Raw genomic sequence first — 17,015 nt, 5'->3', positions numbered from 1 at the left:
GATGTTGTCGCCGGCATCCGGATTGCTGGTGTAATGAACGAGCCCGTCTGGCGGAGAAGCCTGCCAGACGCGGAAGCATAGATTGTTGGTATCGGCTTTTTTCTGTGAGGAATTCACCATGTCTCTTATCAAGGTACGCAAGAAGTTGCTTAATATCGAAACCGTCTATCATGAGGGTGGTCCTGTAGCCAGCGTTCCTCTCAAGATGGGAAGCCTGGCGATCGTTCTGGATAACCCGTACGCCGGTCGTTACGTCGAAGACCTCAGCCCGTTCGTTGAAGCTACTACTGAACTGGCTATGTCGGTTGTTCCCGAACTGATCGAAGCCCTGGGAGGCGCCGACAAGATTCAGGCATACGGCAAGGGCGCAATCGTCGGCCTTAATGGCGAGTTGGAACATGGCGCAATCTGGCACATCAGTGGCGGATACCCGATGCGCAAACATCTTCCGCAGGCTAAATCCATTGTGCCTTCTTCCAAAGTGGTTGCGACTGCGGGGACCAGGCTCCAGATTCCGCTGCATCATCTCGAGGCGGCTTACGTCCGCAGCCATTTCAGCACGGTGGAGGTGGGTACGATCGACGGCCCGCGTCCAAATGAACTACTCTACGCATTCGTGATGGCGACCGGAGGCCGCGTTCACGAACGGCTTGGAGGACTGAGAGTCGACGAAATCAAGGTGGGCGACGGGCAGCGCTGAATGAACAACAGGGCCGCCTGTAGGCATTGATGTGAACACGACAAGCGACCTTGCCTCATCGGCGAATCGAAGACGAGAAATCGGTCCCGCCAAGACAGCGCCTGAAACAACGCCCATCGCTCCGCAATATTGTGCCGCAAGGTGGCATGCAACTCGATAGACACCGCCTTGCCGGCCTTTACATCCCCGGCTTCCAAATAATCAGTCACCACGCGTCAGCATCCGCATGGAGATATCGACTGGCATTCGTCATTTCTGTGATGGCCGTTTATCCTGGCTAACTGGAGTCATTGAGTTCCAGACAGTCTCGCACTGGCCTCCCCTTTCTTAACTCAAATCCCATCCAAGTAGCATGAAGCTTCATTGCGGTGCATTCTCTACCGGCAGAGCACCAAAGATGTGCGTTATTGGTACACAAAATTCGTAGACAAGGCTTGTACGCAGGCACGGAAACTGCATGATGCCATGCAACATCCCGACGAATGGGATAACAGTTTTTCAAATGCCATTAAAAGCGCCATTAAAGGAGTTGTCGATGAATCGCCGTAATGTCCTGTCCGCCCTTGTTGCCGGTGTTGCCACACTCGCTTGTACCTTCGCGCATGCTGACGTGCTAGACGAGGTTATCAAGAACAAGACGCTTCGCGTCGCCGTGCCGCAGGACTTTCCACCGTTTGGCTCGGTCGGCGTCGACCTGAAGCCGGTTGGCTATGACATTGATGTGGCCAAGCTGATTGCAGGCCAGCTTGGAGTCGTCGTCGAAATCGTGCCCGTCACCAGTGCGAACCGCATTCCTTACCTAAGCACGAAAAAGGTCGACCTGGTTATTTCCAGTCTCGGCAAGAATGCCGAACGTGAAAAAGTGATCGACTTCAGTGACGCATACGCACCATTCTTTAACGGCGTGTTCGGCCTCGCCAGCCAGAAAGTCACCAAGGCAGAAGACTTGGTCGGCAAGACGGTCGGTGTCACGCGCGGCGCCATTGAAGACCTGGAACTGACCAAGATCGCTCCCAACGGCGTGACAATCAAGCGCTTCGAGGACAATAACACGACGATTTCAGCATTTCTCGCCGGCCAGGTCCCTCTTGTTGCGACAGGAAATATCGTAGCGGCCAGCATTTCCGAAAAACAGCCGAACAAGAAGCCGGAAGTCAAATTCCTGATCAAGAATTCGCCATGTCATATCGGGCTCAACAAGAACGAAACTAGGATGCTCGAGCGCGTCAACATGATTATTGCCAATGCCAAGAAGGACGGCAGCCTCAATCGCATCGCGGACAAATGGCTGAAAGCGCCTCTGCCGGCGGACCTGTAAGCGAATATTGTGATTAATGAGCAGCACGCCGGTGGCGGCACATGCCGCCACCGGCGTGCTTAGCAAGGCCATGCCATGGATTACACATTCGATTTCAGCAGCATCTGGGAATACCGGGAATATCTTGTCAGCGGAGTGATAGGCACAATCCGCCTGACTGTCGTCGGCATGCTGTTCGGCTTGGCCGTCGGTATCCTCGGCGCGGTTGCGCGTGCCTGGAACATACCCGCGCTTTCACAGTTATACGCTGGCTACGTGGAACTGATCCGCAATACGCCATTCATCGTGCAATTGTTTTTCGTGTTCTTCGGCTTGCCTAGCCTGGGTATTCAGCTTACAGAATGGCAGGCTGCCACGCTGGCCATGGTAATCAATCTCGGCGCTTACAGCACCGAGATCATCCGTGCCGGGATCGACGCGGTTCCAAAAGGGCAAATCGAAGCCGCGCTGGCGCTGGCGATGTCACGCTTCCAGATTTTCCATCACGTGGTGCTGCGGCAAGCGCTGGTCAAGGTGTGGCCGGCATTGTCGAGCCAGATCGTTATCGTAATGCTGGGCTCGGCGGTATGCTCGCAGATTTCAGCGGAAGAACTGACGTTTGGCGCCAACTTTATTCAGTCCCGCAATTTCCGCGCGTTTGAAGTTTACTTGATTTCCACGGCGCTTTACCTACTGATGGCGATATCGCTGCGCCAGTTGCTGGCTTCGTTTGGCCGCCATGTCCTGGCAAGGAGGACGCCATGAGTGATTTCAGTACGTGGGACATACTCCGCAACTTGCTGCTGGCGGCACGCTGGACGGTAGTGCTGTCGATTGTGGCATTCATTTGCGGCGGGCTGGCTGGACTCGTACTGCTGCTGATGCGCACGTCGAAAAAGCGAACGCTGCGGGTGATTTCTCATGCCTATATTGAAGTTTTTCAAGGCACACCGTTATTGATGCAGTTGTTCCTCCTGTTCTTTGGCATCGCCTTGCTCGGCATCGATGTGTCGCCATGGATTGCGGCCGGCCTGGCGTTAACTTTGTTCAGCAGCGCCTATCTGGCCGAGATCTGGCGTGGATGCGTGGAGGCGATTTCACGCGGCCAGTGGGAGGCATCTTCCAGCCTGGCTATGAACTACTTCGAGCAGATGCGGTATGTGATTCTCCCGCAGGCACTCCGGATCGCGATCGCGCCCACCGTCGGCTTCTCGGTGCAGGTGGTCAAGGGAACGGCAGTGACATCGATCATTGGATTCGTCGAATTGACCAAGGCTGGTTCGATGATCACCAACGCAACATTCGCACCGTTTACCGTATTTGGGCTGGTGGCACTGATGTACTTCTGCCTGTGCTTCCCGCTTTCGCTCTATGCGCGTCGTCTGGAAAGGAAAATGAATGTCACTCGTTGATATTAACGGCTTGCACAAGCGATTTGGCGACATGCACGTTCTCAAAGGCATTGATCTCTCGGTAAAGGAGGGAGAAGTGACGGCAATCGTCGGGCGCAGCGGCTCTGGAAAAAGTACCTTGCTCCGCACCATCAACGGACTGGAAAGCTTCGACTCGGGCACCCTCGAGGTCGACGGTGAGCGACTCAGCGCCGGTCGCACCGATTTGCGTCAGCTGCGCTTGAAAGTCGGCATGGTCTTCCAGCAGTTCAATCTTTACCCGCACCTGACGGCCGGGAAGAACGTGATGCTGTCTCCCACGGTGGTCAAGAAGACCGACAAACGGGAAGCCGAAGCAATTGCACGCGACATGATGGCGAAGGTCGGCCTGGCGGACAGGTTCGACTATTATCCGGACCAGTTGTCGGGCGGGCAGCAACAGCGTGTTGCAATCGCAAGATCGCTGGCAATGTCGCCAAAGGTGCTGCTGTGCGACGAAATCACATCTGCACTTGACCCGGAACTGGTCAACGAAGTATTGGCCGTAGTGCGAAAACTCGCTGAAGATGGAATGACCCTGATCATGGTCACGCACGAAATGCGATTTGCCCGGGAAGTCGGTGATCAACTGGTCTTCATGCATCAGGGCAGAATTCATGAGCAAGGCAATCCTCGCTCGCTGTTTGACGCGCCATCGACGCCGGAATTCGCCAACTTCATCGGCGCGGTGTCCTAATGATTTTCCGCCGGACGCCGGTCTGTACGGTGGACAAGGTCTGCATGAAAATACTGCAACTCCATGTCGAACATTGACCGTTCCCCCGTTGCGAGGTCATCTCAAGAAATTGCCGGCGATATTGCCGCCGCAATTGCGGAACGGCGGCTACCTCCCGGTGCAAAACTCAAGGAGGAGGCGCTCGCACGGCTTTACTCCGTCAGCCGCACCAAGATACGCGCAGCGCTGCTGATGCTGGCGAAGGATGAGCTGATTCGGATCGTTCCCGAGAAGGGCGCCTGCGTGTCCAGGCTAAGTGAACGCGAAGCGCTTGAAATCTTTGCGGTCAGACGCATTCTGGAAGAGGCGCTGGCCAGGGAATTCGTGGAAAAAGCGGATGAAGCCGCTTATCGTCGGCTGGAAGAGCATATGGCGGCCGAACGCCAGGCGCTTGCTTCCAACGATACAAAGCTGCGTACAAGGCTGCTTGGCGATTTCCATATCTTGCTGGCGGAAATTGCCGGCAACCAGGTGCTGCTCGACATACTGAGAAAACTTTTGGCCCGCACCTCGCTCGCAGCAATGCAGTCACAGTCGAATCATGCTGCTACCTGCTCATCTGATGAGCATAAGCTGTTCATCGAGGCAGCGAAAGCGGGCGATGCGGACAGGGCGGTCGATCTAATGTTGCGTCATCTTGACCATGTCAAGGAGACATTGTGTACGGATTATCGCAAGCCAGCGGCGAAAATGGATCTGGTGAGTGCGCTGCTTGCCTGACTAAACAAACTGGCAAAGTTTGACGTTGCACCAGGAAAGTCCTGACTTTATGCATGGCGATCGCGCTTTCTACGCATCCTGGTGCGATAGATCGTAAATCGCTGGAGGAAGCATGCATGGGTGCCGCCAAAGGCGATACACCCATGAGAAGAGTCGCTCGTCGTTCAATCATCAACGGATCAAAGCTTGCCCTCCACGAGCAGTTCGCGGGTCCGTTTCAGCGTGGACAGCAGCGCTGCTCTGTATCCGTTTTCGCTGTCGAATTGCGCCTGCTCGGCCTGCTCCTCCAGACCGTTCGGCGCTTTGCCGCGCAGTCCGAGGTAGCAATAGAAACGAAGCTGCAGCCCGCCGGCGTCATCCTCGAAGAGTTCGTTAACGATGGCGCCTTCGCGCGGACCGGTGGCCTGGAAGAAGGTCACCTTGCTGTCAGGCTCGAAGGTGATGATTTCGCGCAGGTCCCGGTCGCCGATCGTCGCCTCGCGAACGAGATGCGTTTTGCTTTCTTCAACGAGGTCGCAGCGGGTGCAGAGGCCGGGAGGCAGGAACAAACGCGCATCGCGTGCCTTCAGCACCAGGCCGGCCCATGCCTGGGCACGCGTTAGCGGAATTTCGCCTTCCGGGTTCACCGGGACCGTGGCGGATGAATAGATCATGTTGTATTTCCTTGTGATCAGAGTTGAATTGCCGGGCTTTCAGGCTACAGAAACAATCTCGGTTGCGAAGTTGCAGTAGGAGTGCAGCGGACGGCCCAGAAGCGCAGTCAGACGTTCCACATCGCCGCCCTCGGGAAGCATCCCGTCCGTGATGAAGCGTTCACTCATCAGGCGCATGTCGTACGCCATCCAATGTGGCATGAACTGACGGAGATTCTGTTCGAAGCCGGCGGTATCGTCCCCCGGGTAGGTGATCGGGCGACCGAGTACATCGGACCAGATCGCTGCGACATCCGCACCGGTCAAATTCTCGGGGCCGACGAGGTTGATCCGGTCGAGTGGCAGAGGGCCGGACGCCTTATCCCGGCGGATCAGCTCGATGGCCGCGATTTCGGCGATATCCCGGGTATCAATCATGGCAAGACCCTTGCCGCCGATAGGCATCGGGTAGACGCCGTAGCCGGTGATGACGTCCTTGATCGTCAGATCGTTGCTCATGAAGTAGGCAGGGCGCAGGATGGTGGCTTTGAAGCCCATTTGTTCGATCATCCGCTCGACGCCATACTTACCGGCGAAGTGCGGCACGTTGACGTAGACGTCGCTGTGCATTACCGAAAGGTAGACTATTCGTTCGATGCCGGCCTCGCGTGCCACATTGAGCGCAATCAGGGCCTGGGTGAACTCATCCGGCACCACGGCGTTAAGCAGGAACAGGGTGGATACTCCTGCGGCGGCGTTACGCAGTGAATCGACATCGAGAAAATCACCCCGTACGACGGTAACGCTCAACGGGAAGCTGGCTTTCGAAGGATCTCGGACAAGTACACGTACTTCGGCGCCTCGCTTGACGAGTTGTTCGACAACTTGACGCCCGACTGTGCCAGTTGCGCCGGTAACGAGAATGGTCATGAATTTCTCCTGTTCGTGTTTGGGTAGGAGCTTCCATGATATGGATCTCAATGGCGATACGATAGACCTTATAATGGGACATTAAGTCTCATTGGCGGAACACATGGACATGCTTGCCCTCGCTGATTTCAATGTTGTTGCCCGGTACGGAGGATTCGGAAGCGCCGCCCGCGCCACCGGACGTCCCAAGGCGACCCTGTCGCGCCGGGTCGCGGAACTGGAGAGCAGTCTTGGATTGCGCCTGTTCGAACGCGGGTCGCGCGCGTTGAAACTCACCCAGGAAGGCCGCGCGCTTTACGAACGCACGGGGGCATTGCTTACCGAACTCGATGAAACGGTAGCGGCCATTGCCTCGGGTGGAGACAAGCCGCGCGGCAGGTTGCGCATCAGTGCGCCACTGCTCTTTTCCCAAACCGCGATGGGAAAGCTGGCCGCGGCATTCTCTCTGAGATACCCGGAGGTCCGACTTGAGGTCACGATGGAAGACCGCACCGTTGACATGGTCGAGGAAGGCTACGACCTTGTGATCCGGGTCAACCCCGATCCGGATGAGCGCCTTATCGGAAGGATATTTTTACGTGACAGGCTGGTGGCCGTGGCAAGCCCGAACCTGATTCGCCTGGCGGAAAATGTCCCTGTCCCCGCTGTGGTACGTGGGCCGACAGAACGTGGCTCGGCCTGGAATGTGACCGCATCCGCCGGAAGTTCGCGCATCGTGATCGACCCCGTGCTCCATCTGTCGTCGCTCATGATGGTCCGCGATGCGGTCCGCGCGGGTATCGGGGTAGGTCGCCTTCCAATATCGCTCGTCAGCCACGACCTGGCTGCAGGTACGCTTGTACATTGGGGTGATGTTGATGGGCCGGATATCGCGTTGTGGATACTCTATCCTTCGCGGCGGTGACTGAGCGCTCGTGTTGCCGCCTTCCTCGACTATTTGAAGGAAGCTTTCCCCATGGGCACACCCGACGAACTGGTGGTCTATGTCGGAAAATAATATCCAACCGCCTGCGCTTGTCTAATACCAATCCCAAGTCATTCCATGACATGGGATTGGTATAACAAGGATCATAACGACTGGTTGTACCAAACGTCAGGATCAAAGCGTCGTCCGGACTGCCAAGTTGGGTGAGCCGGGTTTTTGTTGAAGGCAAATGTGTCGAACTCGCGCCGATATTAAAAAGCACCATTAGCCCCATAAGCTGAGTTCCTTCGTCATGCCACGCAAGAGCTTCTTGTCGCCGATCAGCGCGATGCCGGACATTTCCATGGTTTCAAAATGGCCTAGAGCTACGATATTGCGCAGTTGCAGATAGTCGGTGGTGCTTTGGCCGTCACGTGGAAAGACGACGCAATCGACCAGGTTCGGCGCGGCCTGCGCGGCCATCCTGCATAACGATGCCGCAGACGCCGACAATACGCTTATGCCGACCGATACCAGGCCGGGAAACTCGCAGCCGGCGGCGTCGGAGAGTGATGTTCCTACCAGGTCGGGATGACGCTGGCCGACCGTTACTGCAAGCACTGCGGCGGCATTTGCCGCTTTACCCGCTGATAAGCCTGCGTTGAGGATAATGACGCAGCGGGTCGTCGCGGGTGACTGCGAAACACGGTTTGATTCCATCGGGCCTCCTGTCATGTGTCATTGTCGAAGGCTTCAATTCTTGCAGGTTGGTCGTCAGGCGTCTGGAAGCTTTGTGCAATGGCTGCGGTAAGCAGCCGGGGTCAGTCCGTATGCCCGGCGGAACCAGCGACCGAGATGACTTTGGTCGGCAAAGCCCAGCATGGCAGCGACGCCTGCGGGCGTTTCACCCTGGGCGAGCAAACGCCGTGCGCGCGACAGGCGCAACTGAATCAGGTAAGCGTGGGGCGCAAGGCCGTAGACATGCTTGAAGCCGCGGCTCAGCTTGAAACGGTCGATGCCCGCCACCTCAGCGAGGTCATCGAGGCTGATATCCTGGTCGTAGTGCGCATGCAGGTAGTCGCGGGTGCGCTCTGCCGCAGTCGGCAAGCGGATATCTGCATCGGTTCCCACTTGGCGACTCAGGTGTGCGCCCAAGCGAATCAGCACGGCGTCGAGCGCGGTCTGCCGCACGATTTGCAGCTCGGCTTCCTGAAGAATCCGGAATGCGTTTGCAATGGCCTTGGTTAAGCCGGAGTCGTCAGCCAGGTTGGCGACAAAGCCTGGTGTGCCGATCGATTGTCCAAACAACACGTTCATTTCACGCTCAACCCATTTCGGCTCCAGATAAAGCATGGAATACGTAAAGCCTTCGGGAGCCGGTGCGTGGCCATCATGGATTTCGCCAGGCTCCAGCATGAAGGCTAGGCCAGCGCGACTGGTATGCAGGACGTTTCTGCAATGGAACTGCTGGATTCCCTGTTCGGTGAAGCCGACCAGGTAGCTGTCATGCCAGTGCGGCTCGTACGCATGTCCGAGGAAATGCGCCCGTATGGTTTCTATGCCGGTCTCCGCATCCTGCTTAACACATATCCAGTTGCCAGCTTTCATGATAATGAATCAGTAAATAGTTGATACCGGGCTGCGCCAGTTATTCTGGCACAGTAGGTAGAACGGGTCTGGAAGATTTGTGCAAGTTGTATGGGCTTTAACGCGGTCATGTACACGCAAAGTGCTATCTGCCGAACATGACCGTTACGCGATTTGGCACGGACGCGACCATGGGCTTACTGCATGTGATCACAGGGAAAACGGCCTCACACAAGAAATCCACAGAATGGACTCAACAACGCGTAGTAAGGGGCACATCTATTGCCGCTTCGCATGACCCAACGCTCGAAGGGTAGGGGAGCCAGCCAGAAGGCACTGACGGTAAAGCAGGATTTACGAAGCAGACCTACCCGGTTCATAAAGGAAAGCAAGCAAAAATAGAAATTGGCTATCGGAACAATAATTTCAATTTTTTTTTCAACTGATGATCGGAGTTTTACACTCCTGCTGTTACAACCCCAAACTAACAGAGGAGAGTGCCATGTCCGAGCAAGCCCAATGCCCTGTCGCGCATCATAAAAAACAAACCCGTACCAATGCACATTGGTGGCCCGATCAGTTAAACCTGACCATGCTGCACCAGCACGGGAAGCTGGGCGACCCCATGCTGGAAGACTTTGATTACAAAACCGAATTCCAGAAGCTGGACCTGAACACCGTTATTTCCGATCTGCGGGCATTAATGACAGATTCCCAGGAATGGTGGCCCGCAGACTATGGCCACTACGGTCCTTTCTTCATCCGCATGGCCTGGCACTCGGCCGGCACTTATCGCATCTTTGACGGCAGAGGCGGTGCCCGATCCGGCGAGCAGCGTTTTGCTCCATTGAACAGCTGGCCGGACAATGGCAATCTCGACAAAGCGCGCCGCCTGCTTTGGCCTATCAAGCAGAAATACGGCAAGCAGTTGTCTTGGGCCGACCTGATGATTTTGGCTGGCAACGTAGCGCTGGAATCCATGGGTTTCAAAACCTTTGGCTTTGGAGGCGGTCGTGAAGACATCTGGGAGCCGACCCCTGTCGACTGGGGGCCTGAATCGAGTTGGCTTGGCGATGAGCGCTATAGCGGTGAACGCGAACTGGCCAAGCCTCTGGCAGCGGTGCAGATGGGCCTCATCTACGTGAACCCCGAGGGCCCGAACGGCAATCCCGATCCCGCCAAATCGGCACGCGACATCCGCGACACCTTCGGCCGCATGGCCATGGACGACTACGAAACCGTTGCGCTGGTTGCCGGCGGCCATACCTTCGGCAAATGTCATGGCGCGGGGCCGGCCCACCATGTCAGCGCGGAACCGGAAGGCGCCAACATCGAAGAACTGGGTTTCGGCTGGAAAAGCACATACGAGAGCGGCAACGGCGCGCACACCATTACCAGCGGACTGGAAGGCGCCTGGACTCCAACTCCCACAAAGTGGGACATGAGCTATTTCGAAACCCTGTTCGGCCATGAATGGGAACTGACCAAGAGCCCGGCCGGTGCACACCAATGGAAACCAAAGGGCGATGCCGGACGCAACGTGCCCGATGCGCACATTCCCGGCAAGCTGCACCAGCCCATGATGAGTACTGCCGACATGGCTCTGCGCGTTGATCCTGCTTACGAAAAAATATCGCGTCACTTCATGTCCAATCCGGACGAATTTGCGGATGCGTTTGCTCGCGCCTGGTTCAAACTGACCCACCGTGATATGGGACCCAAGGTGCGTTATCTTGGTCCCCTGGTGCCGAAAGAGGATCTACTGTGGCAGGACCCGGTCCCGCCGGTTGATCATCCGTTGGTCAACGATGCGGACATCGCGGCGTTGAAGGAAAAACTGCTGGGTTCCGGGCTGACTATTGCGCAGCTCGTCAAGACTGCATGGGCATCGGCGTCCACGTTCCGCGGCAGCGATTTGCGCGGCGGCGCCAATGGTGCACGTGTCCGCCTGGCACCGCAGAAAGACTGGGAAGCCAATGAACCGGAGGAACTGGCGAAAGTGCTTGCCAAACTAGAAGGCATCCAGAACGATTTCAACGCTTCCGCATCCGGCGGCAAAAAAATATCGCTGGCTGATCTGATCGTACTGGGCGGCTGTGCCGCAGTGGAAGCGGCCGCAAAGAATGCCGGCCATAAGGTCACCGTGCCTTTCAGTCCTGGTCGCACGGACGCCTCCCTGGAGCAGACGGACGTTAGTTCCTTCGAGGTACTGGAGCCGGCCATTGACGGCTTCCGCAACTATATCCGCAAAGGGGGCGAAGATCACGTCGCCAACGGCATGATCGACAAGGCTAGCTTGCTGACGTTGACGGCGCCTGAAATGACGGTATTGGTCGGTGGCATGCGCGTACTTGGCGCCAATTCCAACAATGTGCAGCATGGCGTTTTCACTAAGCGTCCGGGTACTCTTACGCCGGATTTCTTCATCAATCTGCTCGACATGCGTACTGCCTGGAAAAAAGTGGAAGGATCGCCGGGCGTGTTCGAAGGCACTGACCGCAGCACTGGAGAGCTGCGCTGGACGGCTACCCTTGCCGACCTGATCTTCGGTTCCAATGCGCAGTTGCGCGCGCTTTCCGAAGTGTATGCAGCACGGGACGGCGAAGCACACTTCGTGCAGGATTTCGTGGAAGCCTGGACCAAGGTGATGAACCTGGACCGCTATGATCTGAGATACGGCAAGGCCGCTTAACTTTCCCCGCGCGGATGAAAGGGTCGCTGGCATGAGCCGGTAACCCTTTTCTTTCTTGCGGTTCAGCTTTTATTTTCGGCGAAGGTTGGCCATCAAGTCTGTCTGCACGACTGGCTGGCAAATGACGGATGCTTTAGCTGCGTGCGTGCTGGAGGAGCCTGCGCGCTCATGCCTAGCCGTATTGACGTGTGAAGTCGTTACGAAAGCAGAGCGCGATTCTGACGCTGTCGCGGTGAATGCGGCTGCGTCAGGCTGGTCGTGTGCCGGGTACTCTTTCTTGTGACAACGGTAGCGGATTCACAAGCCAGATCAGACGGCGCAATATCTTTCTTGAATTTCCGGATCGGCAAGCAGACTCGCTGCGCTGGCAGCATGGACAACCGCGCCTTGATCGATAATGTAAGCGCGGTCGGCAATACGCAATGCCGCTTCGACATTCTGCTCGACCAGGAGAATGGTTTTGCCCGATTGCTTTAGCTTCTGGAACAGTTCGAACATTTCATCCACCAGCACCGGCATGATGCCTTCGGAAGGCTCATCCAGAAGAATCATGTCAGGATCGCACGCGACCGCGCGTGCGATCGCCAGCATTTGCTGCTCGCCACCCGACATGGTAACGGCACTCTGATTGAGGCGTTCCTTTAGTCTAGGGAAAGTGTCCGCAATTTCCTCAATAACTTGTCTTTCCTGATTGCGACGCTTGGAGGCGATAATGCCCAGTCGGATGTTTTCCAGCACTGTTAGCCCGGGAACGATGCGCCTTTCTTCCGGGACGTAAGCCAGGCCCAAGTGAAAACGCTGATGCGCCGGCTGGCTCAGGAGATCGGTGCCATTGAATGTGATCTGGCCTTTTGCTTTCGGCAGCAGTCCCATGATGCTCTTGATGGTCGTCGTTTTGCCAGCCCCGTTTCGGCCTAGCAGAGAAACCAATTCACCGCGTTTTACCTCGAGCTCAATGCCTTGCAGGACATGGCTTGTCCCATACCACGCGTTCAGGTTTTGGATCGATAACATGTCGTCCTCCGTCAATGTCAGTGCTGCCCGAGATACACTCGTTTTACCTCATCGTTGGCCCGGATATCATCGAGTTTGCCAACGGCGAGCAGCTCGCCGTGGTGAAGGACCACGATACGGTCGCTGATACCCATTACCATTTTCATTTTGTGTTCGACCAGGATGACAGTCCTTTCGCCCGCAAGCGCAAGGATCAGATCCATCATTGAGCGAGTTTCCTCTGGACTCATACCTGCGGTAGGTTCATCCATGAGCAGCAGCTTCGGATCCGCAGCAAGGGCAATTGCAATTTCGAGGGCACGTTGTTGTCCATGCGCGAGTTCACGTGATGGACGGTTGGCCAGTGCTCCGAGCCCAACCTTATCGAGCAAGACATAAGCTTCATCGGAAAGCTTGAGGCTGTCACGGTTTTTCCAGAAATTAAGGCGGGCTACCTTGGCCTGGAGCGCTATTCGCACATTCTCCAGAACACTAAAATTGGGGAAGATGTTCGTGATCTGGAACGACTTCGCAATGCCGATATGGGCAAAGTCATGCTGTTTTTTCCCCGCGAGGTCTTGACCGTCGAAGACCACCCGTCCCTCCGACGGGGGAAACGCACCCGACAGGACATTGAAGTAGGTGCTTTTTCCCGCGCCGTTAGGTCCGATGATGGAAGTCAGTTTCCCGCGTTCAAAACCCACCGAGACATTCTTAAGCGCTGTAAATCCCCCGAATCGGCGGGTCACTGCTTCGGTCTGAATCAGGATATCAGCGGACATGGCATTTCTCCAGAATGGTTCCCCAGACTCCTTTGGGGAAGAAAAGGACAAAGACGATGAAGATTGCGCCGACATACAACTGCCAATGCTCGGTCCAGATCGAAAAGACATCCTGGATCAGGAAAAACAGCGCAGCGCCGACAAAGGGTCCGAAAAATGTACCCATGCCGCCCAGCAGACAGATCATGACTACCAGTCCGGACGTTTCGTAATGAAGCGTCTCTATCGGTACGCTGGACAGGTGAATCGCATTTAACGCGCCGGCAAGACCTGATATTGCCCCCGACAGTACAAATGTCACCAGCTTCGTCGCTTCAACGTTAAAGCCGCAGGCTCGTGTCCTTGCTTCATTTTCCCTGACAGCCTCAATGACGCCTCCAAGCGGTGATGCGAGCACTTTTGAAACGATCCATAGTGCGAGTACGACAAAGGCAGCGAGGAAATAGTACTTGATCGCCGGATTGAGGAGGTCAAAGGACCAGGGGCCGATCTGGAGGTTAGCGAGATTGACGCCACGCAAACCATTTTCTCCACCGGATAGAGGGAATTGATAAACGAGGAAATAAACACATTGGGACAGTGCGAGCGTCACCATTGCGAAGTAAATGCCGCGAGTACGTATGGCGAGTAGGCCCATGGCGAGCGCGACAACGGCCGCTCCCACGATGGAGGAGGGAATTGCGATCCACCAGGGAAGCTGGAAGTGTGCAATGAGAATACCCGTCGTATAAGCCCCGACGCCAAGGAAGGCAGCATGCCCGAACGACAGCATCCCCATGTAACCGAACAGCAGATTAAGGCTACGCTTATATGGACGTCTCCTGGAAAGCAAGTTTTTTAGCCAGTGAGGTGCTAACGGGGTTGCAAGCTTATATTCGGCCTACTTCTGCAGGCGATAATTCCTGCTGGCCCTGATGGCATTCGCGGGCAAGGTTCCTAGCTGAACATCGAGCTTGAAGCTCTGTAGCCCTATCGGAGTATCCTCGTCCAGGTTTGACCTGTTGTCCCATCACTCTGCTAGTTGCCTACTCTCCTGTGAAACGATTCATGCTAGCTTAAAACGTCTTGCTTAGAACGTTACATGAACGCCGCCATTTGCCAAGTATGGAAACGCATGATGTAGACAGGAATGAGATTGCGAACTTACATTCGGCCTGTCGTTGTGGCTTAGCCACTGGCCATTATGGAATTCGCTGACGACGTCCCCATTTGATCGCCGAGCTTGATGCTCACTGTTCTAATCGGGTTGGTGCCGTCCCGGTCCTACCTGTTTGCCATCACTTGTCTCTTACCTGCGCAACCTGTTGACGTGCCGTGCTCCTAAAATGCTTTCTTCAAGCCGGGACGGGTTCTCTGTTGGCAGAGAACCCGTCCCGGAAGTCTCGCTCGTGTACCAACATGGCCCACACGATGCGGGCGGTCTTATTGGCCTGTGCCACACAGGCGATGTTCGTGTTGCGCCGTGCTGCCAAACGCGCCAGCCAACTGTCACTTCGTTTCGATCTGTTCATCGTATGATGCAATACCGCGCGCGCTCCATGGACCAGCAGACGTCGCAAATAGCTATCGCCACGCTTACTTATCCCTTGGAGCCGTTCCTTGCCGCCACTTGAATGCTGCTTTGGTACCAGGCCAAGGAATGCCGCAAACTGACGACCACTTTTAAAGGTCTTAATATTGTCAGCCACAGTGGCTTCCAATGCCGTCGCGGTGACAGGGCCGATGCCCGGAATCTGTTCCAGCCGACCACATATGCTCGATTGCCTGCATAGCTGCTGAACTTGGCGATCGATCTCTTGAACCTGGCGATCCAATTCCAATAGGTGTGACAGTAAGCGCTGTGCGAGTTCTCGCATGAGGGCCGGCAGCTCATTGGCTTCATCGGCGATGATGCCTTTGACGTGTGCGATCAGCTTGACCATGCCAAGCGGAATGACAAGACCGAACTCAGCTAGCAAGCCTCGCAGTTGATTGGCCTGTGCGGTTCTTGCTTTGATGAAGCCGTCTCGCACTCGGTGCAAGGCCAGGGTGGCTTGCGCCTCTGGCGCCTTTACCGGGACGAACCGCATACTGGGCCGGCTTGCCGCCTCGCAAATGGTTTCTGCATCGGCTGCATCATGCTTGTTGCCCTTGACATAAGGCTTGACGAACTGGGGTGCCATTAACCTGACAGTATGCCCAAGCGACTCCAGCTTGCGTGCCCAGTAGTGCGCAGATCCACAGGCTTCCATGGCGACCACACACGGCTGCAGACGAGTAAAGAAAGGCACCATCTGTTCTCGGCGTAGCGTCTTGCGCAATACAGGTTTCCCGCGTTCGTCAACGCCATGGATAGTGAATACATTCTTTGCCAAATCGATACCAATGGTCGTAATATGCATTTCGGACTCCTCGCCATTTCAGTGGTTGGTCAGCTCTTCCACTTTGGCACATTGATGCCGTCGGCGCAGGAGTCCCCACATTTCCTTGCGCCTACTCAAGAAGGCGGCGTTCATACCATTTGATCGATATTTTTCTGTCCAAACCGGGTTTGTGATGACATTGATCTGGAATGGGCAGGAAGTATTATCCAAGCGACATCAGTCGTGAACAGTTTGACCAAGTTCGGCCTTTGTTGGAAAGCAGTCGCAAGCGCACCAATCCAAGAAAGGTCGACCTGTACGACATCTTTTGCGCGATCCTTTACTTGCTCAAGAATGCAGCAACTTGGCGTGCTCTGCCGTCAGACTTTCCGCCAGTGAGCACGGTGCGTTACTATTTCGATGGCTGGGCGCGCATTCCTGATGATGGTCATATGAGCCTGCTCGACCAGGCGTTAAAAAAATGTGGTGGAGCAAGAGCGCAAGAGAAATGGGCGGCTGCCCTTGACGAGCTTTTGCATCGTGGACGCGCAAAGCGTCAAGAATACCGATACGGCCCGCCACAAGGGATATGACGCTGGCAAGAAGGTCTCCGGCATCAAGCGGCATATCGCCGTAGATACGCAAGGCCTGCCGCACGCCATTTTAGTCACAACCGCCGAGGTCAATGATCGCAATGGCGCATTACTTATGTTTTTGGCGCATGACGATAGGCTGGCTCAGGTCAAGCAGGTACTCGTCGATGGTGCCTATACCGGCGAGCGATTTGAAGACCTGACATACCAGACGCTAGGTGCCAAGGTACAAGTGGCCAAGCGCAACGAGCTGCATACCTTTGCTGTCATCCCGCAGCGCTGGGTGGTCGAAAGGTCATTTGCGTGGCTTGAAAAATGCCGTCGTCTCTGGAAAAACTGTGAGCGAAAACTGCATACCAGCGAACAGTTCATTGTCCTCGCATTCCTCGCTCTCCTGCTAAAAAGATACTGATCACGCACTAAGAAGATCGCTGCGAATGATAATGCATTGTAATCCGGCTGCAATGGCTGCTGCGAGACCGCGAGGGGAGTCTTCGATCACTATGCAAGGCGCCGAATCTAATTCCATTTTTTCCAATGCCTTGAGATAGCAATCAGGTGCAGGTTTTGAGCGTTTAGTGTCTTCTCTTGTTACGATGGACGTGTCAGTATTTCTGTGTGCGAGGTCGGTTTAGTTAATGGCGTTGGTGAAGCGCTCACCGAACATGATGGCGAAT

General features: G+C 55.6%; 17 protein-coding genes and 1 pseudogene. 9 read left to right on the top strand and 9 right to left on the bottom strand.

Going from position 1 to position 17,015, the window contains the following annotated elements:
* Positions 1-118 precede the first annotated feature (118 nt).
* The 6 genes from RY831_RS18885 (at position 119) to RY831_RS18860 (ending at position 4,883) form a co-directional block, all read left to right on the top strand.
* Entirely contained in the window at positions 119-700 is a 582-nt protein-coding gene (locus RY831_RS18885; protein WP_326507935.1) for an amino acid synthesis family protein, read from the top strand.
* A 535-nt stretch (positions 701-1,235) separates the two neighbouring features.
* On the top strand, positions 1,236-2,018 hold the full coding sequence (locus RY831_RS18880) for a transporter substrate-binding domain-containing protein (RefSeq protein ID WP_326507934.1): 783 nt from the start codon (positions 1,236-1,238) through the stop codon (positions 2,016-2,018).
* 75 nt (positions 2,019-2,093) lie between these two features.
* Entirely contained in the window at positions 2,094-2,762 is a 669-nt protein-coding gene (locus RY831_RS18875; RefSeq protein ID WP_326507933.1) for an amino acid ABC transporter permease, read from the top strand.
* Complete coding sequence (locus tag RY831_RS18870) at positions 2,759-3,409, top strand: amino acid ABC transporter permease (RefSeq protein ID WP_326507932.1); 651 nt, start codon at positions 2,759-2,761, stop codon at positions 3,407-3,409. Before RY831_RS18875 ends, RY831_RS18870 begins: the two co-directional genes overlap by 4 nt.
* Positions 3,396-4,124: an amino acid ABC transporter ATP-binding protein gene (locus tag RY831_RS18865; RefSeq protein ID WP_326507931.1), complete on the top strand. Its 729-nt coding sequence runs from the start codon at positions 3,396-3,398 to the stop codon at positions 4,122-4,124. Before RY831_RS18870 ends, RY831_RS18865 begins: the two co-directional genes overlap by 14 nt.
* Before the next feature lie 63 nt (positions 4,125-4,187).
* Complete coding sequence (locus RY831_RS18860; RefSeq protein ID WP_326507930.1) at positions 4,188-4,883, top strand: GntR family transcriptional regulator; 696 nt, start codon at positions 4,188-4,190, stop codon at positions 4,881-4,883.
* A 179-nt stretch (positions 4,884-5,062) separates the two neighbouring features.
* Here the strand turns inward: RY831_RS18860 and RY831_RS18855 are convergent, their stop codons facing one another.
* Together RY831_RS18855 and RY831_RS18850 are read right to left on the bottom strand one after the other, a co-directional pair.
* Positions 5,063-5,536 (bottom strand): SRPBCC family protein, encoded by a 474-nt coding sequence (locus RY831_RS18855; protein ID WP_326507929.1) that lies wholly within the window; start codon positions 5,534-5,536, stop codon positions 5,063-5,065.
* Positions 5,537-5,575: 39 nt separating this feature from the next.
* The gene (locus RY831_RS18850) at positions 5,576-6,445 is read right to left on the bottom strand and encodes an SDR family oxidoreductase (RefSeq protein WP_326507928.1); all 870 of its coding nucleotides are present in this window, start codon (positions 6,443-6,445) and stop codon (positions 5,576-5,578) included.
* A 103-nt stretch (positions 6,446-6,548) separates the two neighbouring features.
* Here RY831_RS18850 and RY831_RS18845 point away from each other — a divergent pair.
* Positions 6,549-7,442 (top strand): annotated as a pseudogene (locus tag RY831_RS18845) (LysR family transcriptional regulator).
* Between the two features lie 192 nt (positions 7,443-7,634).
* Here RY831_RS18845 and RY831_RS18840 read toward each other — a convergent pair.
* Positions 7,635-8,069 (bottom strand): DUF2000 family protein, encoded by a 435-nt coding sequence (locus RY831_RS18840; RefSeq protein WP_326507927.1) that lies wholly within the window; start codon positions 8,067-8,069, stop codon positions 7,635-7,637.
* A gap of 54 nt (positions 8,070-8,123) precedes the next feature.
* Entirely contained in the window at positions 8,124-8,957 is an 834-nt protein-coding gene (locus tag RY831_RS18835) for an AraC family transcriptional regulator (protein ID WP_326507926.1), read from the bottom strand.
* 481 nt (positions 8,958-9,438) lie between these two features.
* On the opposite strand from RY831_RS18835, the gene katG reads away from it, so the two are divergent.
* A complete protein-coding gene (gene katG, locus RY831_RS18830) occupies positions 9,439-11,628 on the top strand; it encodes a catalase/peroxidase HPI (RefSeq protein ID WP_326507925.1) in 2,190 nt (729 codons plus the stop codon).
* A gap of 309 nt (positions 11,629-11,937) precedes the next feature.
* Here katG and RY831_RS18825 read toward each other — a convergent pair whose 3' ends face one another.
* The 4 genes from RY831_RS18825 to RY831_RS18810 all read right to left on the bottom strand — a co-directional run bounded on the left by RY831_RS18825 (position 11,938) and on the right by RY831_RS18810 (position 15,784).
* Positions 11,938-12,642: an ABC transporter ATP-binding protein gene (locus RY831_RS18825; RefSeq protein WP_326507924.1), complete on the bottom strand. Its 705-nt coding sequence runs from the start codon at positions 12,640-12,642 to the stop codon at positions 11,938-11,940.
* 17 nt (positions 12,643-12,659) lie between these two features.
* Positions 12,660-13,403: an ABC transporter ATP-binding protein gene (locus tag RY831_RS18820; protein ID WP_326507923.1), complete on the bottom strand. Its 744-nt coding sequence runs from the start codon at positions 13,401-13,403 to the stop codon at positions 12,660-12,662.
* Complete coding sequence (locus RY831_RS18815; protein ID WP_326507922.1) at positions 13,393-14,235, bottom strand: branched-chain amino acid ABC transporter permease; 843 nt, start codon at positions 14,233-14,235, stop codon at positions 13,393-13,395. The genes RY831_RS18820 and RY831_RS18815 overlap by 11 nt, the downstream gene beginning before the upstream one ends.
* Before the next feature lie 502 nt (positions 14,236-14,737).
* Positions 14,738-15,784 (bottom strand): IS110 family RNA-guided transposase, encoded by a 1,047-nt coding sequence (locus tag RY831_RS18810; RefSeq protein WP_326507921.1) that lies wholly within the window; start codon positions 15,782-15,784, stop codon positions 14,738-14,740.
* 170 nt (positions 15,785-15,954) lie between these two features.
* On the opposite strand from RY831_RS18810, the gene RY831_RS18805 reads away from it, so the two are divergent.
* Positions 15,955-16,750 (top strand): IS5 family transposase gene (locus tag RY831_RS18805; RefSeq protein ID WP_437126291.1). Its coding sequence is split into 2 segments (ribosomal slippage): positions 15,955-16,256 and positions 16,255-16,750, totalling 798 coding nucleotides; the frame shifts between segments, so codons are not numbered across the junction.
* On the opposite strand, the gene RY831_RS33260 is transcribed toward RY831_RS18805, so the two are convergent.
* On the bottom strand, positions 16,751-16,936 hold the full coding sequence (locus RY831_RS33260) for an HAD-IA family hydrolase (RefSeq protein WP_367576099.1): 186 nt from the start codon (positions 16,934-16,936) through the stop codon (positions 16,751-16,753).
* Between the last annotated feature and the right edge of the window lie 79 nt (positions 16,937-17,015).

It is taken from the genome of Noviherbaspirillum album, from assembly GCF_035916955.1.
Lineage (GTDB): Bacteria > Pseudomonadota > Gammaproteobacteria > Burkholderiales > Burkholderiaceae_D > Noviherbaspirillum > Noviherbaspirillum album.
The sequence above is the reverse complement of the archived record's forward strand: the minus strand, read 5'-3'. Positions and strand labels throughout refer to the sequence as shown.